Origin of the sequence: Methylomonas sp. 11b, from assembly GCF_000515215.1 — a bacterium.
In the GTDB taxonomy this organism is placed as follows: Bacteria; Pseudomonadota; Gammaproteobacteria; order Methylococcales; family Methylomonadaceae; genus Methylomonas.
The window spans coordinates 3,505,042-3,531,879 of the sequence record NZ_KI911557.1; the positions used below are offsets into that span (position 1 = coordinate 3,505,042).

Below are 26,838 nucleotides of genomic sequence, written 5' to 3' on the forward strand. Positions count from 1 at the left end.
ATGGCTGAATTAGAAACCCAAGGCGGACAAGGCGCTACCCAAACCCTGGAATTGGACGATTTTTCCGCATTATTATCCAAGGAGTTCAAACCAGGCACCGAGGCAGCCAATCAGGTCAATACCGCAGTAACAACGCTGGCGCAATACGCGTTGCAGGATGTTTCCAAAGTATCCGACGATGCCATTAAAACGATCCAGTCGATTATCGCCAGCCTGGATCAGAAAATCACCGAACAATTGAATCTCGTCATACACCATCCCGATTTTCAAAAACTGGAAGGCGCTTGGCGCGGCTTGCATTACTTGGTCAACAACACCGAAACCGACGAAATGTTGAAAATTCGGGTGTTGAATATCACCAAAAACGAGCTGGGTAAAACGCTGAAAAAATTCAAAGGTACTGCCTGGGACCAAAGCCCCCTGTTCAAAAAATTGTACGAAGAAGAATACGGCACGTTTGGCGGCGAACCCTTCGGTTGCTTGGTGGGCGACTACCATTTCGATCACAGTCCGCAAGATGTGGAATTGTTGGGCGAGATGGCAAAAATCAGCGCCTCCGCGCATACCCCGTTCATTTCCGGCGTGGCGCCATCGGTGCTGCAAATGGAAAGTTGGTCTGAATTGGCCAATCCACGCGATTTGACCAAAATTTTTCAAACGCCGGAATACGCGGCGTGGCGCTCGTTGCGGGAGTCCGAAGATTCGCGTTACCTCGGTTTGGCTATGCCGCGCTTCCTGAGCCGTTTACCCTATGGCTCGAAAACCGATCCGGTCGAAGAGTTTGATTTCGAAGAAGATACCTCTGGGGCCGATAGCAGTAAATATACTTGGTCTAATGCTGCTTACGCGATGGCAGTCAACATCAATCGCTCGTTCAAATATTACGGTTGGTGTTCGCAGATTCGCGGTATTGAATCGGGTGGCGCAGTGGAAGGATTACCGGTGCATTCGTTTCCGACCGATGAAGGCGGCGTCGACATGAAGTGCCCGACCGAAATCGCCATTACCGACCGCCGTGAAGCGGAATTGGCCAAAAGCGGTTTCATGCCCTTGTTGCACAAAAAAAATACCGATTTCGCCGCATTCATCGGTGCGCAATCGCTGCAAAAACCGGCTGAATACACTGATCCGGATGCTACCGCCAACGCCAATCTGGCGGCGCGTCTGCCTTACTTGTTTGCTACCTGCCGGTTTGCGCACTACCTGAAATGCATCGTTCGAGACAAAATCGGCTCGTTCAAGGAGCGCCAAGACATGCAGGCGTGGTTGAACACCTGGATTAGCCAATACGTGTTGACCAATCCGGCTGTGGCCACCGAAAAAGATAAAGCGCGTCGACCATTGGCTGGCGCGGAAGTGGTGGTCGAGGAAGTCGAGGGTAATCCTGGATATTATCAATCTAAGTTTTTCCTGAGGCCGCACTATCAGTTGGAAGGGTTGACGGTTTCCTTGCGACTGACATCTAAATTACCGTCGCAAAAAGGTTAGGTCCTATTCGTTGAATAAGGCTAGGAAGTACGCTAGTTGCCGGGGTAGTAATACGAAATTCCCGGCAGTGGCGGTAAGTCGTTTTATATCCCGGCTTGCCGGAGCTGTAAATCAGTGGGTGGATACCCGTTTATATTTTTATCACTAACTTCGAAAGGAGAGCATTATGATCTTATTAAAATTCGCGACAGAAATTAAAGGCGATAGCACCGTAGCCAGCCATACGGACTGGATTACCGTAGACAGTTTGCAAATGGGCGTAGGTCGTTCTATTTCCACCAGCGGCGTCGGCAAAGACCGCGATACCAGCAATCCTTCGTTTTCCGAAGTCACCCTGACTAAAAGCATGGACATCGCGTCCGTGGACCTGTGGATGCAGTCTATCTGCGGCAAAAGCTTAGGCACAGCAACATTCCATTTCATTCAAACCGGCGGCGCAGATGCCAAGGGTCAAGTGTATCTGGAAATCGAACTGGCCGACGCTATCATCAGCGGCTACAGCCAATCCAGCGGCGGTGACCGCCCTCACGAGAGCATATCCATCAACTTCAACGAAATAAAAATGAAGTACAACACTTTCGGCGAAGGCGAAGCACCGGCCGCCGGCGCATTCAAAGGCTGGAACTTGATGAAAAACGAAACCGTGTAATCCCCGACCCCGGTGGAACCAACACCACTGGGGTTATTTTTACACTCATCGGAGAATCGTATGCAGGACGTTTCACGTCTTATCGCCGAAGGCGAGCTGGACGCGGCATTGCAGCAGACCCAGCAGCACATCAGACAAAATCCGGCCGATCCTAAATCTCGGATCCTGCTGTTTCAGCTGTATTGCGTGCAGGGCTTATGGGACAAGGCGCTAAATCAGCTTAATGTGCTGCGCGACTTGGACGCCTCCACCTTATTGATGGTTAGTACCTACGAACAAGTTTTACTCTGCGAAGCGTTGCGCAAGGACGTGTTTGCCGCACGCAAAACGCCGCTGATTTTTGGCGAGCCGCCAGCGTGGTTGGCTTTACTGCTAGAAGCCCTAATACGGGAAAACAACGGTGATTTTCAGCAGGCCGCAGCGTTACGAACAGAGGCTTTGCAGCAGGCACCGGCTACTGCCGGAGCGCTGGACGGTACGCCGTTTGAGTGGTTAGCGGACGCTGATAGCCGTTTGGGGCCGGTGTTGGAGGCCATCGTCAATGGCCGCTACTACTGGGTGCCGTTTATGCAGATCAGCAAGATACAGCTGGAAAAACCCACCGATTTACGCGATTTGGTATGGATACCGGCGCAATTTACCTGGATCAATGGCGGCGAAGCCAGCGGCTTGATACCTTGCCGTTATCCGGGCTCGGAAGCCGACTCGGACGCTCGCATCCGCCTGTCGCGTCTAACCGAATGGAACGAAGTCGCCGACGCTGTAATGCATGGTAAGGGACAGCGCTTATTGGCCACCGACGTCGACGATTACGCGTTGCTGGATGTCCGTACTATAGAATTCAATGCGCCGGCAGGGCTTGAATAATGGCCGATTTACTGCATGCGGAACGTCTTCAACCATCCCTGCTGGATCGGTTGACCGATGAAGCTCCCGACAAACGCGCGGAAACCCGCGAGCAACGCGTGATGTCCTTACGCCAGTTGCGGCAAAGCGTATTACGTGATTTAAGCTGGCTGCTTAATACCGCGGCGTTTGAGAGCATGGTCAATTTGGCCGACTATCCGTTTGTAGCGCGTTCGGTACTGAATTACGGAACGCCGGTCCTTTCCGGCGTTTCGCTGACCGGGATTGACGTTAAAAAGATCGAACGCAAAGTCAGGCAGGCGATTAACGATTTCGAGCCGAGAATCTTGGCGGACTCGCTGTCGGTGGAATTGGCGAAAGCCGATGATCAAATGAATCACAAGGCGCTGTCGTTTCGTATCGAAGGCGATTTGTGGGCGCAGCCGTTGCCGATACATTTATACATTCGCAGCGATCTGGATTTGGAAACCGGCGAAATCAGCGTGAAGGAACTGGACGGTTAACGATGGATCCCCGGCTGCTTAAATACTATAACCGCGAATTGCAATACGTCCGTGAAGTAGGCGCGGAGTTTGCCGCAGAGTTTCCGAAAATAGCCAATCGCTTGGGGTTGGATACGTTCGAATGTTCCGACCCCTACGTAGAGCGCTTATTCGAAGGCTTTGCCTTTATGGCTGCTCGGGTGCAATTGAAGGTCGATTCCGAATTCCCCAACTTTACCCAGCAATTATTGCAGATTATCTATCCACACTATTTGTCGGCTACGCCTTCGATGACCGTGGTGGAGTTAAAACCGGATTTTGCCGAAGCGGCTCTGGCAGAGGGGGTCACGATAACCAAGGATACGGTGTTGCGCAGCCAGATCGCCAGAGGCGAACAAACCGCCTGCGAGTACCGTACGTCGCAAGACGTGCAACTGTTGCCGTTGCAAATAGGCCAAATTGAATATCTGCCGAGTTTGGCCGCCGTTTCCAGTCGCGGCTTGACGGCCAAACATTTTCGCAGACCGGTCAAGGCGGCATTACGTATCGTCCTGAACAGTGTCGGCGGTTTAAAGTTCAACGAAATTGCCCTGGACCGGCTGCCGCTCTTTCTGCGCGGTGTCGGTAATATCCCGTATCGCTTGTACGAACAACTGCTGGCGAATGCCAGCGGCATCGTCGGCAGTTTCCATAACGGTGCCTCGACGGAAATTCGTGCGCTATCTGCTGGCGCAATACGCGGGCTGGGTTTCGAACCGGACGAGGCTTTACTCAGACAGACGCCGCGCTCGTTCGACGGTTATCGAATATTGCAGGAATATTTCGCTTTCCCGGATCGTTATCTATTTGTCGAACTTAGCGGACTCGGCGATCTGGCGGCCGCCTGCGATAGCGAACAAATTGAGTTGTTCGTGCTGTTTGACCGCAGCGAGCCGCAACTGATTAACGTATTGGATCAGAACAATTTGGCTTTGTTCTGCGTGCCGGCTATCAACTTGTTCCCTAAACGTGCCGACCGGATCCATATCGACCAGCGTCAGTCTGAATATCACGTTGTGGTGGATCGCAGCCGGCCGATGGATTACGAAGTGCATAGTGTCAATGAAGCCACTGGTTTTGGTGCTGATCAGGGTAATGAGCAGGTCTTTTTGCCCTTTTACGGCTCTAAAGCGTCCTACCAACACGCAGGTGAAACCGCATTTTTCAGTCTACGGCGCGTGAATCGGGTGCTGTCATCCAATCAGCGTCGCAAGGGCGTACGTTCCAGTTATATCGGCAGCGAAGTTTTTGTGTCGTTGGTCGATGCGGCTCAGACACCTTATTCCAGTAAATTGGCGCAATTGGGTTTGGAAACATTATGCACTAACCGTGATTTGCCGCTGGTGATGCCTGTCGGTCAAGGTGATACCGACTTTACTTTGCAGGTTAGTGCGCCGGTGAAGTCGATACGTTGCATCGCCGGCCCGACCCGGCCGTTGCCCGCTGCTTATGAGGCGGATACCGTGTGGCGGCTAATCAATCATTTGTCACTGAACTATCTGTCGCTGCTGGATACCGATGCCAAGACCGGCGCGGCGGCATTGCGGGAATTATTGGGCCTGTATGCCGATCAACGTGAACCGGCCATCAAGAAGCAGATCGAGGGCGTGATTTCCGTAGCCTCCAAAAATGTAGTCAGACGCATCGATGCCAAGGGGCCGATGGTGTTCGGGCGCGGTTTGGAAATTACTGTCACGCTGGACGAGTCGGCGTTTGAAGGTGGCGGCTATTTTCTGTTGGCAACGGTATTGGAGCGCTTTTTCGCTCGGTATGTATCGATCAATTCTTTCGTCGAGACGGTGGTTCGTACCACCGACCGCGGTGAAGTGGCGCGCTGGCCTGCGAGGATGGGATGTCGGCACACGATTTAATCGGTGAATTGACGAAGGATGCGTCGCGCTTCGATTTTTTTGAGGCGGTGCGCTTGATCGAATGCATGAACAGGGACAAACCGCGTTTCGGTACCAGCGTCAAAGCGGTTGATGACGCAGTGCGTTTTTCCCAGGAGCCGGAGCTGGAATTTCCTGCTACCGCAGTCGATTACTATTCTCCAGCCGGCATCGGTTCGGCTAAACCGAGATTGGCAGTCAATTTTATGGGGTTGTTCGGTCCCAATGGTCCGTTGCCGCTGCATTTGACCGAATACGCCCGGGAGCGACAGCGCCACCATCACGATCCGACTTTCTCTCGTTTCGCCGATGTATTCCATCATCGGATGATTAGTTTGTTTTACCGGGCTTGGGCCAACGCCCGGCCTGAAGTGCATTACGACCGGCCGGACTCCGATCGCTTCGGGTTTTACGTTGGGGCCATGCTGGGTCTTTCCGGTGCGCCGTTTCAGAATCGGGACGCATTGACAGACCGGGGGAAATTGTTTTATGCCGGGCATTTTGCCGCACAGACCAAACATCCTGAAGGTTTACAGGCCATTGTCTCGGATATTTTTAAAGTGCCGGTCCGCGTTGCTGAATTCGTTGGCGAGTGGATGGACATTCAGCCCCGTGAGCAAACGCGTTTGGGCTGGAGCACAGACACCTGTTCTCTGGGGAGCTCTGTCGTAATCGGCGCCAGCGTCTGGGGTTGCCAACATAAATTTCGTGTCGTGATAGGGCCGTTGCGCCGTAGCCTGTATTTGGCGTTGCTGCCGGGAGGGGCGCTGTTGCCCAAATTGGTGGCTATTGTCCGTAATTATGCCGGTGACGAAATGGTCTGGGACGCACAATTGATTCTGGAAAAAACCGAAGTACCGGAAGAGCTGGCCTTAGGAAAACCTGAAACGACTGGTGCGAATAGCATGAACGGTGATGCTCAATTGGGTTGGAGTACTTGGTTGGGGCCGCGTCGCGATGAAAGCGATGCCGATGATTTAACGCTTAATCCGTTTATACAGGCTGATGCTGCCTGCTGAACCACACTTAAACTTTAGCGAGGAATAAACACCATGGCGGAAATTAGCCGAGTCAAGTTGTTTGGGAAATTGAACAAGGTTTGTTACAAAGCCGTCGAGGGCGCGACGGTGTTTTGCAAACTGAGAGGCAACCCCTATGTCGAGCTGGTGCATTGGTTGAGCCAACTGTTGCAACTGCAAGACTCCGATTTGCACCGCTTGGTCAAACATTACGGTTTGGATGCCTCGGTGATTGCCAAGGACGTGACGACCGCCCTGGACCGCCTGCCGCGCGGTTCCACGGCTATTTCCGATTTCTCACCGCATATCGAGGATAGCGTCGAACGTGGCTGGGTATTCGGCACGCTGATGTTCGGCGAAGCCCAAGTACGTAGCGGCCATTTGTTGGTCGGTATGTTGAAAACCAAATCCTTGCGCAACGAGTTGCTAGGCATTTCCAAAGAGTTTGAGAAACTCAAACCGGATACCGTTTCCGACGAGCTGCCGAAGATTGTGTCGGGTTCACCGGAAGACGGTTTGGTTGCCAATGATGGTTCGTTGGTCGGTGCTACCCCCGGTGAAGCCAGCGGCGCGATTGCGCCGGCGGCGATGGGTAAGCAGGAAGCGCTGAAACAATTTACGGTCGACCTGACCGAGCAGGCGCGTAACGGCAAAATCGATCCTATCGTCGGTCGCGAGGAAGAGATTCGACAGGTCATCGATATTCTGATGCGCCGTCGGCAGAATAATCCGATTCTGACCGGTGAGGCCGGCGTCGGCAAAACTGCGGTCGTCGAGGGTTTTGCTTTGAAAATCGTCGCCGGCGACGTACCGCCGTCACTACGCGATGTGAGCTTGCGCACCTTGGATGTCGGCTTATTGCAGGCCGGCGCCAGTATGAAAGGCGAATTCGAAAACCGCCTGCGGCAAGTGATTGAAGAAGTGCAAGCCTCGCCCAAACCCATCATTTTGTTTATCGATGAAGCCCATACCTTGGTCGGCGCCGGCGGCGCGGCCGGTACCGGCGACGCAGCCAATCTATTAAAACCGGCTTTGGCGCGTGGGCAATTGCGCACCGTCGCGGCCACGACCTGGGCAGAATACAAAAAACATATCGAAAAAGACCCGGCCTTGACCCGTCGTTTTCAAGTCGTGCAAGTGTTGGAGCCTAGTGAAGCCAAAGCGATAGGCATGATGCGCGGCGTGGTGTCAGTGCAGGAAAAACATCACCAGGTGTTGATTCTGGATGAAGCGCTGGAAGCTGCCGTCAAACTATCCCACCGCTATATACCTGCCCGGCAATTACCGGATAAGGCCGTCAGTTTGTTGGACACCGCCTGTGCCCGGGTTGGCATTAGCCAACACGCGGTGCCCGCCGAAGTGGACGACTGCCGTAAACGCATAGAAGCCTTGGAAACCGAGTTAGCGATCATCGGCCGGGAAAAAGCAGTAGGTGTCGAAGTGACTGTGCGGGAGCAGGTGGCGAATGAAAAACTGGCAGCTGAACAACAGCGCCTAAGCGGTTTGGAAGAGCGTTGGAATGCTGAGAAAGAGTTGGTCGGAAAAATTTTGGAATTGCGCGGCAAACTCAGATCGGCTGGGCATGCCGTTGATGCAGCCGAACCGTCCGGAGATGCCGATGCCGCGGCCAATGACCGCGATGCCTGGCTATCTGAATTGAAAGCCTTGCAGGCCCAATTACATGCGCAACAAGGCGAGTCGCCGCTAATTTTGCCAACCGTCGATCAACAGGCGGTAGGTGCGGTCGTGCAAGATTGGACCGGCATTCCGGTTGGGCGCATGGTCAAAAATGAAATAGAAACCGTGTTGAAACTGCCGGATTTGCTGGAGCAACGCATCATTGGCCAACGCCATGCGCTGGAGATGATTGCCAAGCGCATCCAGACTTCCCGAGCCGGCCTGGATAACCCAAACAAGCCAATTGGAGTATTCATGCTGGCCGGTACTTCCGGTGTGGGTAAGACTGAAACCGCGCTGGCGCTGGCCGAAACCTTATATGGCGGCGAGCAAAATGTCATCACCATCAACATGAGCGAATACCAGGAAGCGCATACCGTTTCCACCTTGAAAGGTGCGCCTCCGGGCTATGTCGGTTACGGCGAAGGCGGGGTGTTGACCGAAGCGGTGCGCCGCAGGCCTTATAGCGTCGTGTTGCTGGACGAAGTGGAAAAAGCCCATCCCGATGTGCACGAGATTTTCTTCCAGGTGTTCGACAAAGGCTGGATGGAAGATGGCGAAGGCCGGGTCATCGATTTTAAAAATACCTTGATCTTGCTGACCACCAACGCCGGCACTGACCTAATCGCCAACTTGTGCAAAGACCCGGATTTAATGCCGGAGCCGGAAGGCATTGCCAAGGCTCTTCGGGAGCCCTTGTTAAAAGTGTTCCCGCCTGCGTTGCTGGGCCGTTTGGTAGTGATTCCGTACTACCCGCTCAACGACGAAATGATAGGCGCAATCGCCCGTTTGCAATTGGGCCGGATCAAAAAGCGCGTCGAAGAATCGCACAAAGTACCGTTCACTTACGACGACGAGGTCATCAAACTTATCGCCAGCCGTTGTACCGAGTTGGAAAGCGGTGGCCGGATGATAGACGCGATCCTGACCAATACTGTGTTGCCGAAGATTAGCGAGGAGTTTTTGACAAGGATGATGGAGGGCCGCGAGATTGGACGGGTACATGTACAGGTTATTGGTGGGGAGTTTGGCTATGACTTTGAATCTTTGTAATGCGAATACTAAGAGTTTTTTATAGGGGAGTTTGAGATGCCAGTATCTAAAAGTGATGCAATCGCGGCAGCCAAGGCGCTTAACGGCTCTGTCAATGCTGTAGCCAATAATGCCAAATTCCATGACAAGAGTCATTGGAGTAAGCAGAACGCGATTGCTGCCTTGAATCACAAACCGGTGTGTGGCTACTACTGGAGAAAAGAGGTCAAGGAAAAGTGGACCAGAAAGACGGATAACGATGTGTTGTATGTAAGACCTACGCCCAAGAAGCTCAAGCAATATGAAATGACGATAGAGACCTCATACCATCCTGTCGACATAAATGATTGTTGGAAGCTTCTTAGCCATGCCTTGGGGGAGGCTTCAAAAGGTTCTGGTGAATTCCGGGAAGGAGGTACCGCGACACGATTTGTTGTTGCTATAACGTTCCCGGATGGTTACGGCGGACAGACCCTTTACGGAAACGGAGGAGCCGCCACGGCTTGTAATTATATCGCCGTGGCGATTGAGTCCGGCGGTGGTGCGGCCAACGCTCAAATAGTGACGCACTTTCCCTCATCCCAAAGTTACATAGACGGCAAAACCAAATTGGTATAACAACTTGGTTTTTTATTTAGGGTTGCATATTGGGCTGATTGGCAGATCGTTTTCGCCTAACAGGCTTTATATGCATTAGTTACAAGATGTTTTCGAAGAACTGGGGCCCCGGCACATTCCGAAACAAAAGCAGATAGCATGAGATTTTCTACCTAGCTTGGAGGAATGTCTTTTCGAGGCACGCATGCTGAATACATGCAGAAAAACCGCTAGCCCCGTGCAAATTTTTGAAAACGGTCGTATGGAGGATTCGCCGTACGACAATCCACCTGGGGATAGGCTGGCGGCAATTTGTTCCGGCTGTTTGCTCAGACGGTATCGATTTATTTTGGGTTGGATGACGATTTGCTGTTGTGAAACCGCCTTAAGGCTTAATTCCGTTTTTTATGGGTAGCCGATAAGGCTATTTTTGGGGCCAAACCAACTGGGGCAATCCCCATTAGTTTTGTTATAAATTTGGAGAACTGCCATGTCATTTTATTTAGATTTACCTTTTGTAACGCAACTCGGCATTGGCGCACATGTCGATCCTGCTACAGCCAGAGATGACCCTACTGGGTGCTGGTATGCTAGTTTATGTATGGTGGGTTATTACTTTGAAGCAGGCCCTCGTTTAGGTAATCCTGAGTTATTTAATAAGCCGCTCGATAAAAATATACACGGCACAGATGTTGGTCATTTTCCTATCGGCGGCGCTGCTGAATTGAAAATGATGCAGAACGAAGGATTGGAAGAAGTTCCAGAGCCCGCTGACAAAAAATGGAAAGGTTGGCAGCTTGCTAAATTGCTTAAAGAATATGGACCTTTGATGATGTCATGGAGAGCTCCCGGAGCACATGTTTCCGTTGTCATCGGTGTGGACACTGATAAGAATCAAGTGATCTACCACGACCCGGAAAATGCGCCAAACTCCCGGATGTCGCTAAATGATTTCAACACTAAGTTAATGTGGGGAAATAGAGCATTGATACGTAGAAAGGGCCAGCCACACCAAAAAAGGTAAAAGAGCCGTAGACACTGTGAATTTAGCGAATGGTTTTCAGATTTATATCGACAAGGTGAACGGAAAGTGGGGAATACATGGCAGGCGCGGCATCCTTAACAAAAGTATCAATTCCTAAAGCTTCGGCGATTTGCCGGGATATTCAATTGGATCAGCAGGCAGTTGCAGGTCTGGTTGCCGATCCTGCTCCGGTTGACTTTTTGAATACGCTGCTCGAGCAGAAACTTTATCCCGATGCAGTGCGGTTTTTGGCCAGAGCGCTACCCAAGCGGGAAGCGACCTGGTGGGCCTGTCTTTCTGCGCGCAGTGTGGTTAGCCCGCAAACTGCCCCTGAAGTCGTTAAAGCGCTTGATGCTGCGGAGTTATGGGTATTTAAGCCAACCGAACCGAATCGCCGGGCCGCCAACGAGGCCGCGCACAGTGCGTCTTTCGAAAATCCTGCCGCATGGGCAGCCATGGCGGCGTTTTGGAGCGATGGCAGCATGGCGCCGGAAGATGCGCCATCGGTTCCTCCGGCGGACAATCTGACGGCCAAGGCGGTGGCCGGTGCGGTGATGTTGGCGGCGGTATTGACCCAGCCGGAAAAAGCCTATGAGAAATACCAGTTTTTTATCGATCAGGCTATTGATATTGCCAACGGCGGTAATGGCCGACTTTGGCAGGCTGCTTAAGGAGATTGCGATGGGACAGCCAGCTGCACGTATAACTGATATGCATGTTTGTCCAATGTTTACCGGCCCCGTGCCGCACGTCGGTGGCCCGATTTTGCCTCCTGGTGCGCCGACGGTGATGATAGGCAAAATGCCGGCAGCACGCGCTACCGACATGGCGACGTGCGTCGGCCCGCCGGATACTATTGCCAAAGGCTCGGCGACGGTTTTGATAGCCAATATGCCGGCCGCCAGGATGGGCGATATGTGCGCCCATGGCGGCACCATTGTCCTTGGTTACCCTACGGTATTGATCGGTGGCTGACGCCGGCTTTATCAAAAAATTATCGTTTTAGCGTTAGGATTTCACCATGCCACTTTCTCAAGAATCTCGCACCGCTTCGGTGGTTACGGCCGCCGGTGCGGATACCTTTGTGCTGTATCGGATGACTGGTAAAGAACAATTGAGCAGTTTGTTTGAGTACGAGTTGGAATTGCTGAGCGAGAACGGCGATATTGATCTGCAAACGGTGTTGGGCACCAGCATTACCGTCAAATTGCAACTTGATAACGGCGCGCTACGCCCGTTCAACGGCATTGTCACGCAGATTAACCAATTCGGCATGCTCGGCGATCTGTATTTCTACCGGGCTATTGTGCATCCGAAAGTGTGGTTACTGACGCAAGCCAGTAACTGCCGAGTATTATCGCCGGCGCCGGCAACAAAAAACGTGCCGGACATGGTCAAGGCTGTTCTCGCCGAGCACGGTTATACCGACGTGACGACAAAATTTTCCACCACTTACCAGCCCCGCGATTTTTGTGTGCAATACCGGGAAACCGACTTCAATTTCATTAGCCGGCTGCTCGAAGAAGAAGGTATCTACTATTACTTCACGCATACCGACAGCATTCATTCCCTGGTTTTATGCGACGACATTACCAAGTTGACGGCAGCGACACCGGCCACGGTCAAATACTACCCAGCCGCAAATCAGGGCGGGCGCGACGAGGAGCATTTTTACCAATGGCGGCTCGGACGGCAAATTCGTTCCGGCAGTTACCGCTTAAAGGATTTCGATTTCGAGGCGACGACCGCGCCTTTGGATAAAGTCACAGAGCTGCCTGGCGAACATGCTCAAGCCAGTAAGTCGGTCTACGACTATCCGGGGGAGTTCAAAGTGGATAGCGAAGGTGAACGCTACTCGCGCTTGCGTATGGAAGAGCTACGCGCGGAGCACGAGCAAACCGTTGCCCTCGGCAATATACGCACGCTGGCCGTGGGGCAAAAATTCACCTTGTCGGAATTTCCGCGCGCCGATCAAAACCGCGAATACCTGACGGTATCCACCCAATTCCAGATTCAAAATAATGATTATGGTATTGCAGAAGCGGGCGGCATGGACGAGTTTCAATGTACCTATTCCGTTATCAGTACCGAATATGCCTACCGTCCGCCGCGGCGGACCCGTGTGCCGGTGGTGCAAGGGGTGCAAACCGCGATTGTCGTCGGGGCAAGCGGCGACGAAATCCTGACCGATCAATATGGACGGGTTAAGGTGCAATTTCACTGGGATCGGCTCGGCACAAAAAATGAAAATAGCTCATTTTGGGTGCGGGTTGCGCAGATTTGGGCCGGCAATAATTGGGGGTCTATGTTTATTCCGCGCGTCGGCCAGGAAGTAATCGTCGATTTCCTGGAAGGCAATCCGGATAACCCCATCATCACCGGGCGAGTTTACAACGCCCAACAAATGCCGCCGTATGCCTTGGATGCCAACAAAACCCAAAGCGGTATCAAGACCCGCAGTACGCCGAATGGGGCTGCTGAAAACTTCAACGAAATTCGTTTCGAAGACAAGAAAGATAACGAAGAGCTGTATATCCACGCCGAGAAAAACTTTACGCGTATCGTTGAAAACAACGATGTGCAAAAAATCGGCTTCGAGAAAAAAGATGCCGGCGACCAAACCGTGGACATCTACAATCACCGCACCATCACGCTGGACCAAGGCAACGATAAATTGACGGTCAAAACCGGCAATCACACCGTTGAAATCGACAAAGGCAACGATAGTTTGACAGTCACTCAGGGGAACCGGACCATCAAAGTCAATGCCGGCAGCATTTCCGAGGAAGCCGGGCAGTCCATAGAGCTTAAAGTGGGCTCCAACAGCATCAAAATCGACCAAAGCGGCGTAACGATCAAAGGTATGACCGTTAAAATCCAGGCAGACACCCAGGCCGAATTGAAGGGCTTGCAGACCACGGTGAGTGGTGATGGCATGCTGACCCTTAAAGGCGGGATGGTCATGATTAACTGATGGTCATTTTGCCGCCGCGCAGAACAATACGGATTGAGTAAGGATTATGCTGGGATACTTTAGGGATAAGCGGCGCCGGACCGGCGTCAGGCTGGAGCGCGAGGAGGCTTCGTCAGTCTTCTCTATCGCATTGCCTCCGAGGATGGCATAGATGGCCGGATGGAAAGACCCCAGGCCAACGGGTTCCGAAATCAGGCCGCGCAACATCGATGCCGGCACGACGATTCGCGATGCTTCGCCACGGCCGGCACCCATAGGCGTATTGCCCGGCCAACCGGCCAAGGCCGCGCCGCGCATAGTACCGAGTCGTAGCGGTTTATCGACATTAAAGCCCGGCTCGCAAGGTGCCGAGGTTCGGCAGTTGCAAGGCTTACTCAACGCCTGTCTTAGTCCGTCGCCAAACCTGGCCCTTGATGGGCGGTTTGCTCAGGCTACTGCGAATGCCGTGCGCCAGTATCAACAAAGCGTCGGCATTAACGCCGACGGCATCGTAGGCAAAGACACCTGGTTTTATCTGCTGAAGGGGGATAAAGCGAAAGTCGCTGCACCGATGCCTCCACCGCCACCCGCAAGTGCCAGTAGTAGCGCGGTCCAACCGGCTCCCGCGCCTAACATGCCTATGCCGATACCGGTGGAAACGGTGGGGAGCTGGACGCTGGAACGCAAATTTTCCGAAGTCTTGCGTTTAACCGCGCCGAAACTGCCCGGCAGTATGCGCCGCGAGTTTGAAGCGCTGCTCAGTCCGGAAAGCTTGGCGATCATGGCCGCAACATTGGTTATTTGGGCTGGCGCCCACGTGTTTGGGGTTGGCGAAATCGTCGATATTCTGATGCTGGTCGGCGGCATCCTGATGTTCGGGCTCGCGGTATTCGGTGTCGCCCGCGATTTGGGCGAATTTTTGGCGATCACGGCCACTGCCGGCAATGAACAAGATCTAGACGAAGCTGCCACGCATCTGGCGGACGCCATCGCGGTGATCGGTGTAGCGGCCTTCGTCGCGCTGTTGGCAAAAGTGCGTTCTTTACGCGGAAAAAAAGGCTTGGCCCGCGAATCGGGAGCCGCCTCGGAAGCAGTAACGCCATCGCAAGCAACCGGCAAATCGGCATCCGGTAAAGCGCCGGCACGCGCGGGCGCGGCGGCGGAGGGGGAAGCCGCTGGCGGGGCCTCCACCTCCAAACAAACCGCATGTCCGGGTAAGGATTGCAAAACCGCCGGCGAGCCGATCAGCATGCTCACCGGCGAGGAAATGCTGGAAAAAATCGACTTTACTTGGGATGGCCCATTGCCCTTGGCTTGGCGGCGTTATTACCGTAGCAGCCAATCCGATGTCGATCATCAATTGGGCTATGGTTGGCTGACGCCGTTGGACGAATGGCTGGAAATCGGCGAGCGCGTGACGTTCTGCAATGCCGATGGTCAGCGTATCGATTTGCCCTTGCCCAAGCCCGGAGCCTATAGCATTAATCTACCGGAACAGGTTCGCCTGTACCGGGAAAACGGCCAGTATCGCATCGTCGATCCTAGCGGTTTGGCGAAAACCTTCACCGGTCGGTCTGGCCGTTGCCCTCTGCGGGCCTGGCACAACAGCCAGGGCCAAAGCCTGTATTTTCACCGCGACGCCAACGGCGACGTCGAGCGCATCTCCGCCAGCTGGAACAAACATTTACTGTTGGAACGCCAAGGCCGGCGCATTGTCGCGATTCGTCCCGGCAAGCGTAGCGGAAGCGGATTCGAAGCGGCCGGCGAGCCGTTGGTGAGCTATCTGTATAGCGATGAAGGCGATTTAATCGGCGCTCGCGATCGGCTCGAGCAAGGCGAGAACTACGCCTATCGCAACCACGTCATCGCCCGCCGTACCCTGGCTAGCGGCTTTAACTTTTATTTCGAATGGGACCAAGACACGCCGCAAGGTAAATGCCTGCACAACTGGGGCGATAACGGCGTCTACGATTACCGTTTCGAATGGTTGCCGGACGGCGTTAGCCACGCCATCGACTCGCGCGGCGGCGTCGCGATTTATCGGCACGATCCGCAAGGCCTGTTACTCTCGGAGCGCAGCCCGGAAGGCCGGGAAACCCGCCACAGCTACAACGCCGACAATCAACTGGCGCAAACCGTGGCGCCGGACGGCGGTATCACCAGCTTTAGTTACGATAAAGAAGGCCGCTTGATCGGCGTGTCCGATGCGCTGGGTTTTAGTCAACGCGTCAAGTACGACAAACAAGGCAATCCGGTAGAGCTGATCGATGCCTTGGATCAGCGTTGGCTGCGCCGCTACGACGCTAGCGGCCGGCTGGAAGAAACCGTCGCCGCCAACGGCGCGGTCACCCAGTATCAATATAATGCCCAAGGCGTACCGGTGCGCATCACCGATGCGCTGGGTCGGACGCGTTCGCTGTTGTGGGACGAACAGTTGCGCCTGGTCGGCGAGATCGGCTTCGATGGCATCAAGACTCGCTACCAATACGACGATGACGATCGAATTGTCGCCATCGTCGATCAGGACAAACGCACCACCCGTTACGGCTACGATGCCGCAGGCCGGGTCACGGCCGTGCAGCACGCGGACGGCAGCACTGTGCAATTGCGCTACAACGCCGCCGGCTTGTTGACCCATTACCTCGACGGCCTGGGTAACACCACCGAATATCGCTACGACGACGGCCTGTCCCAACCTACCGCCCGCATCGATCCGCTGGGTCATGAAATGCGTTATCGCTACGACAGCGAACGCAATCTGATCGGCCTGATCAACCCGAAAGGCGAAACCTACAGCCTTAACTACGACCGCGACGAAAATCTGGTCGAAGAAATCGGCTTCGACGGCCGTATCCAGCGTTACCGCTACAACGCCGCCGGTGCGCTGGAAGCCTACCTGCAACCCGGCGCCGACGGCGATTGGAGCGTCACCCGCTTCGAACGCGACCGTCTCGGCCGCTTGCTGAAAAAGCATGCCGCCGACGGCAGCCTGAGCCAATACGGCTACGATCCGCTGGGCCGCTTGCAACTAGCCAAAAATGCCGACAGCCTGGTGCTGTTGGGGTACAACGCACTGGGTCAGATCAACCAGGAAAACCAGAACGGCGCCATCGTCCGCCACAAATACGACTTGCTGGGCCGGCGCATCCACACCGAAACCCCGGACCGGCATCGCATCGACTACCGTTTCGGCGAGCGCTACCTGGACAGCATCGAATTCGACGGCCAAACCCTCACCAGCCACCGCTACGACGAACTGGGCCGGGAAATCGGCCGTAGCCAAGGCCAACTCAACACCGACTACGACTACGATCCGCTGGGGCGCTTGTTGCGGCAACGCGCCGCGCTCAAAGGCCAAGCGGTGCTCATCGGTCGCCAGTACAACTACGATGCGGCCGGCAAACTCCGCGAACTGGACGACCTGCGCCAGGGCCGCAGCCAATACCACTACGACCCCGCCGCCCGCCTGATCCGTAGCGAAGGCCTCAGCCCGGAAAGCTTCGTTCACGACCCGGCCGGAAACCTGCTAGGTGCCAGCGCGGAAGGCGGCCGAATCGAAGGCGACCGCTTGCTGATGATGGGCGACCGCCACTACAGCTACGACGCCGCCGGCAACCTGATCGAAGAAAAACGCGGCAAGGCCGGTCAAATCGTCACCCGCTACCAATACGACGCCGACAACCATCTGGTGCGCGCGGAAACCCCGCAAGGCACCGCCCAATACCGCTACGACGCCCTGGGCCGGCGCATCGCCAAACACACCGCGCAAGGAGAAACCCGGTTTCAATACGACGGCCCGCGCCTGCTCGCAGAAACCGATAGCCAGCGCAGCCGTATCTACCTATTCGAACCCGGCAGTTTCCGACCCTTGTTGCTGCACGAACAGGACAACACCCATGCCAGCGGCACCACCTACCACTACCACCTGGATCATCTCGGCACCCCTAGGGAGTTGACCGACGGTCAAGGCCACATCGTCTGGTCTGCCCGCTACCGCGCCTACGGCAACCTAGCCCTGGCAGATATTGAGGAAATCGACAATCCGCTACGCTTTCAAGGCCAGTACTACGACGCCGAAACCGGTTTGCATTACAACCTGAACCGGTATTACGATCCTAATGCGGGGCGGTTTGTTCATCAGGATCCGATTGGGTTGGCCGGTGGAAGTAATCTTTACCAATATGTTCAGAATCCAGTGAACTGGATTGATCCTTTAGGATTGACCGGAAAGGATTGCGGGCTTCAGGACGAGACAAGGCCTCCCAACATGAGCCCCCCTGGTTCAGGACGGAGCGGCGCTTTCAATGAGGCTAAGCGTCAATCGGGTGTTCCTACGAGTCAACAACCGAGCCGGGTACTGCCGAATGTGGATCGGCGGGGTAACACCCAACCAGGTCGGATATACGAATATGAGGTTCCCACATCGGGTGGAGGTACTAAAACCGTTAGGATTCGTGATGACGCAGGTGGTCATGATTTCGGAGTTGGCAACTCTCAAAATCGGGGGGCGCACTTCAATGACGAAGCAGGTAACCATTATGACTACTGAAATCATGGTTGGGGTTACTGATGATCTATCAGAAAAAAACGAAGTTTTTAATTTCAAGGAAGGTGTATGGCCGAGCGACCATGTTGTTGCAGGGGCCAGTTGGACTGTTAAGAATGTTCCTTCCCGTGACTCGCTTTGTATGATTTTGCGCTTTATTTTTGGTTTATTTTCGAAAAATATTCCGGAATACGATGTTTGGCTATTGATCGGTAATTCCGCTTGGCAGCCCGATACGCGTGTTGTTCGTTATCGAAAGCTTTGGGGAGCACTGAAAGCTAGGGGAATGGTTATACCTGATTCAGAAAATTCACTTGAGATTCTCATGGAAAGCAATGGGAAAGTGAAATTTTTTGGAGCAACTCAATTCTATGAACATGCAATCGAGGATGTTATTAAGGCTATTGCGGATGAGCGTTGCGCTTATATTGTTGCCTTCCCTGGTCATTGTGGAATTCGAGATGTGCTAGAAATGGGATGGAGCGGTGACCTTAACGAGGATTCTAAAATGCTTGTTTCCTTACAAAATAAGGGTGCATTGATTTTTAAGAAAATTGGTGAATTTGATGATTGCGAGGTCGGGTTTTTGGTGCTTGGTAATCCGGAACTTGTAAGAACATTGCTGAATTAATTCAGACCTATAATTTGTAGTGGTTAAAACTTAATCTGGTAGTTACTGGATTTTTATAGGTGTCTGTCAGGCTAAGGGGATATTCGGCTCACCTTGTGCTTCAGATTGTAGCTATGTAAGCCTCCATCTGCCCCACCTCGCCAGGCATTCAGCCCGCAGGTACGGTTAGCGTCAGCGTAATCGTGCGCAAGGAAGTGCACTGATTCGCAGTTAAGCCCTGAATCAGAAAGCTTGGTTCTCGTTCGGACGGCAACCGAATATAAGAAAAACGCGGCAAGGCCGGCCACATTGTCACCCGCTACCAATACGACAGCGACAACCGCCTAGTCCGCGCCGAAACGCCAAACGGCATCACCCAATACAGCTACGATGCCCTGGGCCGGCGCATCGCCAAACACACCGCGCAAGGCGAAACCCTGTTTCGATACGACGGCCCGCGCCTGCTCGCAGAAACCGATAGCCAGCGCAGCCGCACCTATCTATTCGAACCCGGTAGCTTCCGGCCCTTGGCGCTGCACGAACAGGACAACACCCAAGCCAGCGGGAATGCCTCTACCACTACCATCTGGATCATCTCGGCATTCATCAAGGCTAGCCAGAATTAAAGTCTTTTTCGTAAAATTTCACCAATCTCCTCATCCGCCAACACAATCGGATTGGTCTGCATGCTGCTGCCGCGCGCATTGGCGATGACGTGCGGGAAGTCGGCCTCGGTAATACCGTAGACGCTAAGACGGTCCAGTTTCAGCCTATTACTCCAGTCGGCCAGCAGCGCGATCAATGCGTCGCGGGCCAATTGGTCGTCTAGTTCGTTTTGGCCGCTTAGTAACCGGCCGACTGCGGCGTATTTGGCGAGGGCCGGATTGGCCGGTTCGCGGGCTTGCATTGCGCGGATGTTGACGTCGGTTGCGACAGCGACTAGCGTGCCGCATACCACGCCGTGCGGGATCGGGAAGAAGGCGCCCAGGGGGGATGCCAAGCCGTGCACGGAACCCAAGCCCACTTGTGCCAACGTGATGCCGGACAACAGCGCGGCGTAAGCCATCGCGGCGCGGCCTTCGCCGGCTTCCGGTTCGGCTCCGTGCCAGGCTGCGAAAAAGCCGTCTTTGACGGCCTGCATGCCACTCCAGGCCAACGCGTCGGTGAACGGATTGGCCTTGGCCGAGACGTAGGATTCCAGCAATTGCGTCAATGCGTCCATGCCGTCGGCGGCGAGTAGTGCCGGCGAACAGCTGGCCAACAAGTCCGGGTCGAGGATGGCGTATTCGGGTACCAGGCATTCGTCGCGAAACGATTTTTTGAAGCCTTGCGGGCCTTGGACACTGAGCACCGAATTTTTGGTGGCTTCGCTACCGGTGCCGGCGGTGGTCGGCACCGCGATGAACGGTGTGCTGGGACCGCGATACGGTTTGTTGCGGCCTACGCCTTCCAAATAATCCAGCACCGAGTCGCCGCTGGGTAGCAAGCCGGCGATGGCCTTGGCGGCATCCAATACACTGCCGCCGCCAATAGCGACCACGACTTCAATATGCTCGTTACGGAATTGGTCCACTGTGTCGTCTATCAGTTGCGGTGACGGTTCGCCGGACACCGCGCAATGCCGCCATTCGACGCCTTGCCCGGCCAGCGCGTCAATAAAGCTTTGCCAGCGCGGCGTGCCGAAAAAAGACTGTTTGCCAGTAACCAGCAATGCTTTGCGGCCGTATCCGGCGATCAGCGCCGGCGCTTCGTTTAAGCGGCCGCGGCCGAACAAAATCCTGGGCAAGCGGGCAATGTAAAACGGTTTGAAAGCCTGCATGCTCAAGCCTCCGGAAACAAGGCTTTATAAGGAACGCCTTGGCGCGGCTGGGCCATCCAGTCAGCGACCGTGTCGCGCCAGGCCAGATAATGTTCGGTTTGTTTGTGCGCCGCCGCGTCTTCGGCGGTTGCGTAGACTTCGTACAGGATAAACTGGCTGGGGTTGTCTGGGACTTGCAGCACGTCGAAGCGGCGGTTGCCGGATTCCTGTACCGAAGCCAAGTGGTTCAGGCGGGTGGCGGTAATGAAATCGTCGATGTGGTCGGGTTTGACGTGGACGTGAACGAGGGTAACGTGCATGGCTAACGAATTAAGAAGTGATACCAGCCGCTAAGCATAGGCGAAAACCGGCGGCGATGGCAACGCCAGGCTGCCCAAGCCCCGATCTTGCAAAATTTCTGAATTCGGTTGTTTGTGCGTGCGTTTGCTCGAATCCTTACGCCAACTCAGGCCGTCTATGGCAGAATGTATTCATTTATGTTTTTAAGGGAAGATCGTATGTTGTTACCCAGAATGCTGCCGATTTTGTTTGCTTCCATTCTTGCCTCATGTGCCGATGTGCCCGAGCAACCGGCCCCGCCACCGCCGACAGTAGTGGAGTTGACGCTAAAAAGTACCGCTTCAATTAACCCCGACGCCGACGGCAAAGCGTCGCCGGTGGTGTTAAGAGTCTATGAGTTAAGGGAGCAGAGCGGTTTTAGCGGAGCCGATTTTTTTGCCATATTCGATAAAGAGCAGGCCACTTTGGGCGCGGATTTGGTCCGTAAGCAAGAGTTGGTGTTAAAACCCGGCGAGATTAAAACCTTGCGGATCGAGCCAGCCGCCGATACGCGGATACTGGGTTTTTTCGCGGCTTTTCGTAAACTGGATAACGCCGGCTGGCGCTCGTTGACCGAGTTGAAGGCTCATCAGAACAACGCGGTTGAACTGACGCTGGATGGGAATACCTTAACCGTCACCAATACGCCAACCGAGCCACCGCCTGCGGCACCTAAAGAAGATTAGCCGGAGAGAAAATTTGCGGGACTATCGGTTTCTACACCCTTAGTCCCTGATCGTTAAAAGCGTTTAAAAAATCGGCACGACCAGCACAAATACGAAGGCGATTACCGTCCAAATCACGATCTTGGTTTTCAGAGGCGTGTTGCGCCACAGCGTTTTCAACTCATCTCGCAGGGCTTGCGAATGGTTTTCGGCGGCGCGGATGCGTTTAAACGCGCCTTTTAGGGTCAGACTTTCCTGTTTTTGCTGTTCTGCGTAAAGCAGTTCGTCGAGCTGGGAATAAAACACGTCGCAACTCGGACATTTAAATGCCTCGCCCAACCTGGGCTGGCCGCATTGTGGGCAGTTTTTCATTTTTGCTCCTGAAAAACTCGATTGCCTTGATGACGAGCATCAAGGCAATGCAGGAAACATTTACGCAGCGATACCGTTATGTCTGAGCAGGGCGTCGATATTGGGTTCGCGGCCGCGGAAGTTTTTGAATAAGGTCATCGCATCGCTGCTGCCGCCTTGTTCCAGGATGTTGTGCAGGAATGACTCGCCTGTATCGCGGTCGAAAATGCCTTTCTCTTCGAACAAGGAAAATGCGTCCGCCGACAACACTTCCGCCCATTTGTAACTGTAATAACCGGCGGCGTAACCACCAGCGAAAATATGCGAAAAGCTATGGGCGAAACGGTTGAATTCCGGCACCTTAACCACGGCCACCTGATCCCGAACCTGTTTCAGGACGCTGTAAATCTGGCCTCCCTTGGCTGGACTGTAATCCAGGTGCATCTTGAAATCAAACAAACTGAATTCCAGTTGCCTTACCATCATCATCCCCGCTTGGAAGTTCTTCGCCGCCAGCATTTTGTCGTACAAGGCATCGGGCAGCGGTTCGCCGGTCTGATAGTGGCCGGAAATTAAACCCAGCGCTTCTTTTTCCCAGCACCAGTTTTCCATGAATTGACTGGGCAGTTCCACCGCATCCCACTCGACACCGTTGATGCCGGATACGCCTAGGTGGTCGATCTGGGTCAACATGTGGTGCAAACCGTGGCCGAACTCGTGAAACAGGGTTTCCACTTCGTCGTGCGTCAGCAAAGCCGGATCGCTAACTGTTGGCGGCGTAAAGTTGCAGGTCAAATAAGCGACGGGTGTTTGTAATGCGTCGCCGATTTTTTTACGGCAGACGCAATCGTCCATCCAGGCGCCGCCGCGTTTTTTGGCGCGGGCGTACAAGTCCAGGAAGAAGCGACCGCGCAATTGGCCGTTCTTGTCCAAAATCTGATAAAAGCGGGTGTCCGGGTGCCAGGCGTCGAAGTCTTTGATCTCGCTGATTTGCAAGCCGTAGAGTTTTTCAACAATGGCAAACAGGCCGGGTACGACCTTATTGTCGGGGAAGTAAGCTTTTACTTCTTCCTGTGATAACTGATAGAAGTGCTGACGCATCTTTTCCGAATAATAACCGATGTCCCAGGCTTGCAAGTCGCTGAGGCCGTGTTCGGCGGCGGCAAACTCTTTCAGTTCGGTCAAATCGCGGCGGGCCTGACGCCAGGATTTATCGGCCAGGTCTTCCAGAAACTTCACGACATCGTCGGTGGATTTGGCCATTTTGGTAGCCAACGAATATTCGGCGTAGTTGTTAAATCCCAGCAGTTGGGCTTTTTCATGGCGCAAGGCCAGGATTTGCTCCATGATCTCCGAGTTATCCCACTGTCCGGCATGGGGGCCTTGATCGGAGGCGCGGGTGCAAAAGGCTTCGTAGTGTTCGCGGCGCAGTTCCCGATTATCAGCGTAGGTCATTACCGCCAGATAGGATGGAAATTGCAGATTGATCAGCCAGCCTTCCTTGCCTTCGGTTTCTGCCGCTTGTTTGGCTTGCGCCAGGGCCGATTCCGGCAGTCCGGCCAAGTCTTCGATATGGGTGATCTGTTTATGCCAGGCGTTGGTGGCATCCAGCAAATTTTCTTCGTACTGGCTGGCTAGTTTTGATAGCTGTTGGTTGATGTCTTTGTAACGCGCTTGTTGCTCGGGCGGTAAGTCCACGCCGGATAAATGAAAATCGCGCAAGGCATTATTGACAATTTTTTGCTGCGCTTGATCGAGTTTGGCAAAGTCCGCGCTGTCGTGGATGGCTTGGTAGGCCTCGTACAAGGCGCGGTTTTGGCCGGTTTCGGTGGCATATTCGCTGAGTTTGCCGAGGCAGGCATTATAAGCATCGCGCATCGCTTCGCTGTTAACCACCGAATTCATATGGCTGACCGGCGACCAGGCTTTGTTGAGGCGATCTTCGGCGGCTTCAATCGGTTCGATCAGGTTTTGCCAGGTGTAAGGTCCGCCGGCTGCCAACTGTCGGGCGATGGTTTGTCGAGCGTCGCTAAGCAGCTGATTGATCGCAGGTTCCACGTGTTCGGGCAGAATTTTAGAAAATTGCGGCAGTTCGGTGTTTTCAAGCAAAGGATTGGTCATGTCGGTAGCCAGTCTGATATGAATATCGGGATGATTAGGATAATAAATGCATGGCGGCGTTGACCCGGTTTTGGGCTTTTTTCAACACCATCAAGGAAAAGTCAGGGTTCAGTTTACCGTGATTTAGTTTGCTGTAAGCCGGAATCGAGTTGATATAAGGCAGATCCCGGGCATTGCCGGAACCGAAATAGCTGTGCAATTTGGCGAGGATGACGATGTCGGTCATCGTTAGTTCCGGGCCGCTGTCGTACAGCCAGTTTTCTGCTTGATGCGGAATGTTGCCCAGTTGTTCGGGAAATCCGAGGGTATGCAGCATCAGCACTCCGACCGGGCCGCGTAAATAGGGCAGCGCGGTTTTTAGTTCCTGAAAGCTGGGGCCGCCGTCGGGAAATTGTTCGGCAAAATGCAGTAAGGGAATCGCGCCGATGTCGGCAATCAAACCGCCCAGCAGGGCGTCCTCCGGGTTGATGTTGCTGCACTCCTGTGCCAACACGAAGCTTAAACTTGAGACATATAGGCTGTTTTTCCATAATGTCTGCATGCCTTTCATGAGTTCCGGGTCGGTGCAGCTGAATAATTGTTTCATACTGATGCCCATCACCAGATTCCGCGTCGCATTCAGGCCGATGCGGGCTACCGCGTCATGGCAATTGTTGATCGGTATTTCTGTGGCATACAAGGGGCTGTTCGCCACCTGGATTAATTTTGCCACGATAGGCGGGTCCAGTTGAATAATGTCAGCGGCCCCACGGATACCGATGTCCTTTTGCACCGCATCTTTCAGTTTCAGTGCTACGTCAGGTAAGGAGGGCAGGCGGAGTTTGTTTTCCCGATAGGCTTGGGCGAAGCTGTTGAAGAAGCGGCTGCCGTTAATCGGTTCCGGCAGTTGAATATCGACCAGTTCCACGCAATTGGCGCTTTCCTGACTTTTATCCGTCCACAAACGGTTGAGTTGGATAGGGATTTCCAAAATGCGCACATCGCTGAGCGCCGTGGCGGTAGCGCCGCAGCGGCTACCGCTGTTCAGCGGCAGATTGGCTAACGTGGAATCGGCGTCGATTTGATAGCGGCTAGCACTATCCGGCTGCATAGACAGTTGTCCGGCCAACAAATACAGGACGCTGCTGGTCGGTTGCCCCAGGGTAAAAATAATCGCCCCCTTGGCGTAGGCCAAACTGAGATGCGGCAATGAGCTTAAGGCGGCGTCATCCAGATCACGCAAGGGAGCGAATTTTTTCAGTTGTGCGACTGTAAGAGTTTGCTGATGGGTGGTGTTGGGTTTGGATGCCGCGCTGTCGGTTGGCTGACTATACGGGCGTTCAGCGCCAGGTGTCACTGCTCTCGGGGTGGGCCTTTTGGCGGCGGTATTTTTTTCCAGTAGCTTGGAAAACCAGTTCATCTTATGTCCTGAAAAAGTTTATGGCCTCGGCAATTTGTTGTTTTGCGTCCTGTAGCGCTTTCAGCGACATATCTGGCGTCAGTGCGCTATCGTCCAGTTTTTGAAAGGCCGGCAAGGTGTTGAGTGGCGGCAGTTTTTGGGTATTGGCGCCGCCGAGTTGGCTGTGAAATTTGGCTAACAAAACGACGTCATACAACTGCAAACCCTGGCCGTCGTCGAAGTACCAATTTGTGGTATTGACGGGAATTTGCTGAAAACTATCGGGGAAATGCCATTTTTTCAAAATATAGGTGCCTAACAAACCTTGCAGACAGGCGATGCTAGCCTGTAATTCTTCTTCGGTATACTTTGAAATATCAAGGCTTTCGGCAAAGGTGACGATAGGTAAAGCACCAATATTGTGAATTAACCCGGCCAGTAAGGCTTCGTCGGCGTTCACTTTTCGGGTTAGTCCGGCCAAGGTGTGGCTGAGGCTGGCAATCTGGATGCTTTGTTTCCAAAGTGTCTGAATAATGTTGTTCAATTGCCGGTTGCGGCTTCTGAACAACTGGTGCAGGCTGATGCTGGTCACCAGGTTTTGCGTGGTTTTAAACCCCAGCCGGTTCACGGCATCATGGCTACTGGTGATCGGGTTGCTGCCGCGGTAGATTGGGCTGTTTGCGACCTGAATCAATTTGGAGGATATAACCGGGTCCAGGTTTAAAATTTTGACCGCATCGGCGATGCTGATGTCTTTTTGCAAGGCGCTGCGCAAACGCAAGGCAACATCCGGTAGGCTGGGAACATGCAGATTGTCGGCTCTGAACGCATCGCAAAAGCTGTCGAAAAAAAAGCTGTCTCGCAGCTTGGGCGGAATGCTCTCCGGGTTGATCAGCGGATTGTTGACGGGTTTGCTGCTGTGCTGCAAGTTGGACAGCGGCATGTAGATGATTTGGGTCGGTGATTTGGCAATCGCGCTGAACGCGTGTTCGCCGGATGTTGCCAGCGGATAACAGGCTTTAAAAGTATCGGCTTCGACCGTATAACCGGCGCCATTATTCGCTTCCAGATAGACGTTGCCGGTGTACAGATAGCTTAATTGTTCGGCCTCGGCGCCACGGTTAAATATGATGTCGCCGGGGTTGAAGTTCCGCATGGTCACCGGTATTGCCAACAAGTCTGCCGCCGGCAAGTCCCCCAGCGGGATGAGCTTTTGCAGGTAGCTCAAGGGCAATTGGTTGACGGTTGCTGCGGGGGGGCTGCTCTCTGTCGGCGTTTTGTCCGGTGATTTTTTTAAAAATTTCCAGATCATGC

General features: G+C 53.8%; 21 protein-coding genes. 15 read left to right on the forward strand and 6 right to left on the reverse strand.

The window, feature by feature from the left end; all coding sequences use genetic code 11:
- From tssC to METH11B_RS0116880, 14 genes are all read left to right on the forward strand, one after another.
- Complete coding sequence (gene tssC / locus METH11B_RS0116815) at positions 1-1,488, forward strand: type VI secretion system contractile sheath large subunit (protein WP_026603012.1); 1,488 nt, start codon at positions 1-3, stop codon at positions 1,486-1,488.
- A 166-nt stretch (positions 1,489-1,654) separates the two neighbouring features.
- Complete coding sequence (locus METH11B_RS0116820; protein ID WP_026603013.1) at positions 1,655-2,137, forward strand: type VI secretion system tube protein Hcp; 483 nt, start codon at positions 1,655-1,657, stop codon at positions 2,135-2,137.
- A gap of 60 nt (positions 2,138-2,197) precedes the next feature.
- Positions 2,198-3,004, forward strand: a complete 807-nt coding sequence (locus tag METH11B_RS0116825; protein WP_026603014.1) for a type VI secretion system accessory protein TagJ — start codon at positions 2,198-2,200, stop codon at positions 3,002-3,004.
- Positions 3,004-3,507, forward strand: coding sequence for a type VI secretion system baseplate subunit TssE (gene tssE, locus METH11B_RS0116830; protein WP_026603015.1), 504 nt, complete (start codon positions 3,004-3,006; stop codon positions 3,505-3,507). Before METH11B_RS0116825 ends, tssE begins: the two co-directional genes overlap by 1 nt.
- A 2-nt stretch (positions 3,508-3,509) precedes the next feature.
- The gene (gene tssF, locus METH11B_RS0116835) at positions 3,510-5,396 is read left to right on the forward strand and encodes a type VI secretion system baseplate subunit TssF (protein ID WP_026603016.1); all 1,887 of its coding nucleotides are present in this window, start codon (positions 3,510-3,512) and stop codon (positions 5,394-5,396) included.
- Positions 5,378-6,433, forward strand: a complete 1,056-nt coding sequence (tssG, locus tag METH11B_RS0116840; protein WP_020483715.1) for a type VI secretion system baseplate subunit TssG — start codon at positions 5,378-5,380, stop codon at positions 6,431-6,433. The genes tssF and tssG overlap by 19 nt, the downstream gene beginning before the upstream one ends.
- Before the next feature lie 33 nt (positions 6,434-6,466).
- A complete protein-coding gene (gene tssH, locus METH11B_RS0116845; protein ID WP_026603017.1) occupies positions 6,467-9,163 on the forward strand; it encodes a type VI secretion system ATPase TssH in 2,697 nt (898 codons plus the stop codon).
- Positions 9,164-9,199: 36 nt separating this feature from the next.
- On the forward strand, positions 9,200-9,760 hold the full coding sequence (locus METH11B_RS0116850) for a hypothetical protein (protein WP_026603018.1): 561 nt from the start codon (positions 9,200-9,202) through the stop codon (positions 9,758-9,760).
- 469 nt (positions 9,761-10,229) lie between these two features.
- The gene (locus METH11B_RS0116855; protein WP_026603019.1) at positions 10,230-10,763 is read left to right on the forward strand and encodes a papain-like cysteine protease family protein; all 534 of its coding nucleotides are present in this window, start codon (positions 10,230-10,232) and stop codon (positions 10,761-10,763) included.
- A gap of 77 nt (positions 10,764-10,840) precedes the next feature.
- Positions 10,841-11,434, forward strand: a complete 594-nt coding sequence (locus METH11B_RS0116860; RefSeq protein WP_026603020.1) for a DUF6931 family protein — start codon at positions 10,841-10,843, stop codon at positions 11,432-11,434.
- 55 nt (positions 11,435-11,489) lie between these two features.
- A complete protein-coding gene (locus METH11B_RS0116865) occupies positions 11,490-11,738 on the forward strand; it encodes a PAAR domain-containing protein (RefSeq protein WP_026603021.1) in 249 nt (82 codons plus the stop codon).
- Positions 11,739-11,784: 46 nt separating this feature from the next.
- Complete coding sequence (locus METH11B_RS0116870; RefSeq protein WP_026603022.1) at positions 11,785-13,737, forward strand: type VI secretion system Vgr family protein; 1,953 nt, start codon at positions 11,785-11,787, stop codon at positions 13,735-13,737.
- Positions 13,738-13,888: 151 nt separating this feature from the next.
- On the forward strand, positions 13,889-18,265 hold the full coding sequence (locus tag METH11B_RS0116875) for an RHS repeat-associated core domain-containing protein (RefSeq protein WP_026603023.1): 4,377 nt from the start codon (positions 13,889-13,891) through the stop codon (positions 18,263-18,265).
- Positions 18,255-18,893 carry a hypothetical protein gene (locus tag METH11B_RS0116880; RefSeq protein WP_155931136.1) on the forward strand — a complete coding sequence of 213 codons (639 nt, stop codon included), beginning with the start codon at positions 18,255-18,257 and terminating at the stop codon, positions 18,891-18,893. The genes METH11B_RS0116875 and METH11B_RS0116880 overlap by 11 nt, the downstream gene beginning before the upstream one ends.
- 601 nt (positions 18,894-19,494) lie before the next feature.
- Here METH11B_RS0116880 and METH11B_RS0116895 read toward each other — a convergent pair.
- Together METH11B_RS0116895 and METH11B_RS0116900 are read right to left on the reverse strand one after the other, a co-directional pair.
- Positions 19,495-20,691, reverse strand: coding sequence for an iron-containing alcohol dehydrogenase (locus tag METH11B_RS0116895; protein WP_026603025.1), 1,197 nt, complete (start codon positions 20,689-20,691; stop codon positions 19,495-19,497).
- Positions 20,692-20,693: 2 nt separating this feature from the next.
- A complete protein-coding gene (locus METH11B_RS0116900; protein WP_026603026.1) occupies positions 20,694-20,990 on the reverse strand; it encodes an antibiotic biosynthesis monooxygenase in 297 nt (98 codons plus the stop codon).
- A 198-nt stretch (positions 20,991-21,188) separates the two neighbouring features.
- On the opposite strand from METH11B_RS0116900, the gene tssJ reads away from it, so the two are divergent.
- On the forward strand, positions 21,189-21,695 hold the full coding sequence (tssJ, locus tag METH11B_RS0116905; RefSeq protein WP_026603027.1) for a type VI secretion system lipoprotein TssJ: 507 nt from the start codon (positions 21,189-21,191) through the stop codon (positions 21,693-21,695).
- A gap of 63 nt (positions 21,696-21,758) precedes the next feature.
- Here the strand turns inward: tssJ and METH11B_RS0116910 are convergent, their stop codons facing one another.
- The 4 genes from METH11B_RS0116910 to METH11B_RS0116925 are packed head-to-tail and all read right to left on the reverse strand — an operon-like array spanning position 21,759 to position 26,836.
- Positions 21,759-22,046, reverse strand: a complete 288-nt coding sequence (locus METH11B_RS0116910; RefSeq protein WP_026603028.1) for a hypothetical protein — start codon at positions 22,044-22,046, stop codon at positions 21,759-21,761.
- Between the two features lie 60 nt (positions 22,047-22,106).
- Positions 22,107-24,146: an oligopeptidase A gene (gene prlC, locus METH11B_RS0116915; RefSeq protein ID WP_026603029.1), complete on the reverse strand. Its 2,040-nt coding sequence runs from the start codon at positions 24,144-24,146 to the stop codon at positions 22,107-22,109.
- Positions 24,147-24,180: 34 nt separating this feature from the next.
- Positions 24,181-25,545 carry an HDOD domain-containing protein gene (locus tag METH11B_RS0116920; RefSeq protein WP_026603030.1) on the reverse strand — a complete coding sequence of 455 codons (1,365 nt, stop codon included), beginning with the start codon at positions 25,543-25,545 and terminating at the stop codon, positions 24,181-24,183.
- Between the two features lies 1 nt (position 25,546).
- Positions 25,547-26,836, reverse strand: a complete 1,290-nt coding sequence (locus METH11B_RS0116925; RefSeq protein WP_026603031.1) for an HDOD domain-containing protein — start codon at positions 26,834-26,836, stop codon at positions 25,547-25,549.
- Positions 26,837-26,838: the final 2 nt, after the last annotated feature.

What these genes read in the sequence shown, in the direction of transcription:
- tssC (WP_026603012.1), top strand. Translation starts at nt 1, where the DNA reads ATGGCTGAATTAGAAACCCAAGGCGGACAAGGCGCTACCCAAACCCTG.
- METH11B_RS0116820 (WP_026603013.1), top strand. Translation starts at nt 1,655, where the DNA reads ATGATCTTATTAAAATTCGCGACAGAAATTAAAGGCGATAGCACCGTA.
- METH11B_RS0116825 (WP_026603014.1), top strand. Translation starts at nt 2,198, where the DNA reads ATGCAGGACGTTTCACGTCTTATCGCCGAAGGCGAGCTGGACGCGGCA.
- tssE (WP_026603015.1), top strand. Translation starts at nt 3,004, where the DNA reads ATGGCCGATTTACTGCATGCGGAACGTCTTCAACCATCCCTGCTGGAT.
- tssF (WP_026603016.1), top strand. Translation starts at nt 3,510, where the DNA reads ATGGATCCCCGGCTGCTTAAATACTATAACCGCGAATTGCAATACGTC.
- tssG (WP_020483715.1), top strand. Translation starts at nt 5,378, where the DNA reads ATGTCGGCACACGATTTAATCGGTGAATTGACGAAGGATGCGTCGCGC.
- tssH (WP_026603017.1), top strand. Translation starts at nt 6,467, where the DNA reads ATGGCGGAAATTAGCCGAGTCAAGTTGTTTGGGAAATTGAACAAGGTT.
- METH11B_RS0116850 (WP_026603018.1), top strand. Translation starts at nt 9,200, where the DNA reads ATGCCAGTATCTAAAAGTGATGCAATCGCGGCAGCCAAGGCGCTTAAC.
- METH11B_RS0116855 (WP_026603019.1), top strand. Translation starts at nt 10,230, where the DNA reads ATGTCATTTTATTTAGATTTACCTTTTGTAACGCAACTCGGCATTGGC.
- METH11B_RS0116860 (WP_026603020.1), top strand. Translation starts at nt 10,841, where the DNA reads ATGGCAGGCGCGGCATCCTTAACAAAAGTATCAATTCCTAAAGCTTCG.
- METH11B_RS0116865 (WP_026603021.1), top strand. Translation starts at nt 11,490, where the DNA reads ATGTTTACCGGCCCCGTGCCGCACGTCGGTGGCCCGATTTTGCCTCCT.
- METH11B_RS0116870 (WP_026603022.1), top strand. Translation starts at nt 11,785, where the DNA reads ATGCCACTTTCTCAAGAATCTCGCACCGCTTCGGTGGTTACGGCCGCC.
- METH11B_RS0116875 (WP_026603023.1), top strand. Translation starts at nt 13,889, where the DNA reads ATGGCCGGATGGAAAGACCCCAGGCCAACGGGTTCCGAAATCAGGCCG.
- METH11B_RS0116880 (WP_155931136.1), top strand. Translation starts at nt 18,255, where the DNA reads ATGACTACTGAAATCATGGTTGGGGTTACTGATGATCTATCAGAAAAA.
- METH11B_RS0116895 (WP_026603025.1), bottom strand. Translation starts at nt 20,691, where the DNA reads ATGCAGGCTTTCAAACCGTTTTACATTGCCCGCTTGCCCAGGATTTTG.
- METH11B_RS0116900 (WP_026603026.1), bottom strand. Translation starts at nt 20,990, where the DNA reads ATGCACGTTACCCTCGTTCACGTCCACGTCAAACCCGACCACATCGAC.
- tssJ (WP_026603027.1), top strand. Translation starts at nt 21,189, where the DNA reads ATGTTGTTACCCAGAATGCTGCCGATTTTGTTTGCTTCCATTCTTGCC.
- METH11B_RS0116910 (WP_026603028.1), bottom strand. Translation starts at nt 22,046, where the DNA reads ATGAAAAACTGCCCACAATGCGGCCAGCCCAGGTTGGGCGAGGCATTT.
- prlC (WP_026603029.1), bottom strand. Translation starts at nt 24,146, where the DNA reads ATGACCAATCCTTTGCTTGAAAACACCGAACTGCCGCAATTTTCTAAA.
- METH11B_RS0116920 (WP_026603030.1), bottom strand. Translation starts at nt 25,545, where the DNA reads ATGAACTGGTTTTCCAAGCTACTGGAAAAAAATACCGCCGCCAAAAGG.
- METH11B_RS0116925 (WP_026603031.1), bottom strand. Translation starts at nt 26,836, where the DNA reads ATGATCTGGAAATTTTTAAAAAAATCACCGGACAAAACGCCGACAGAG.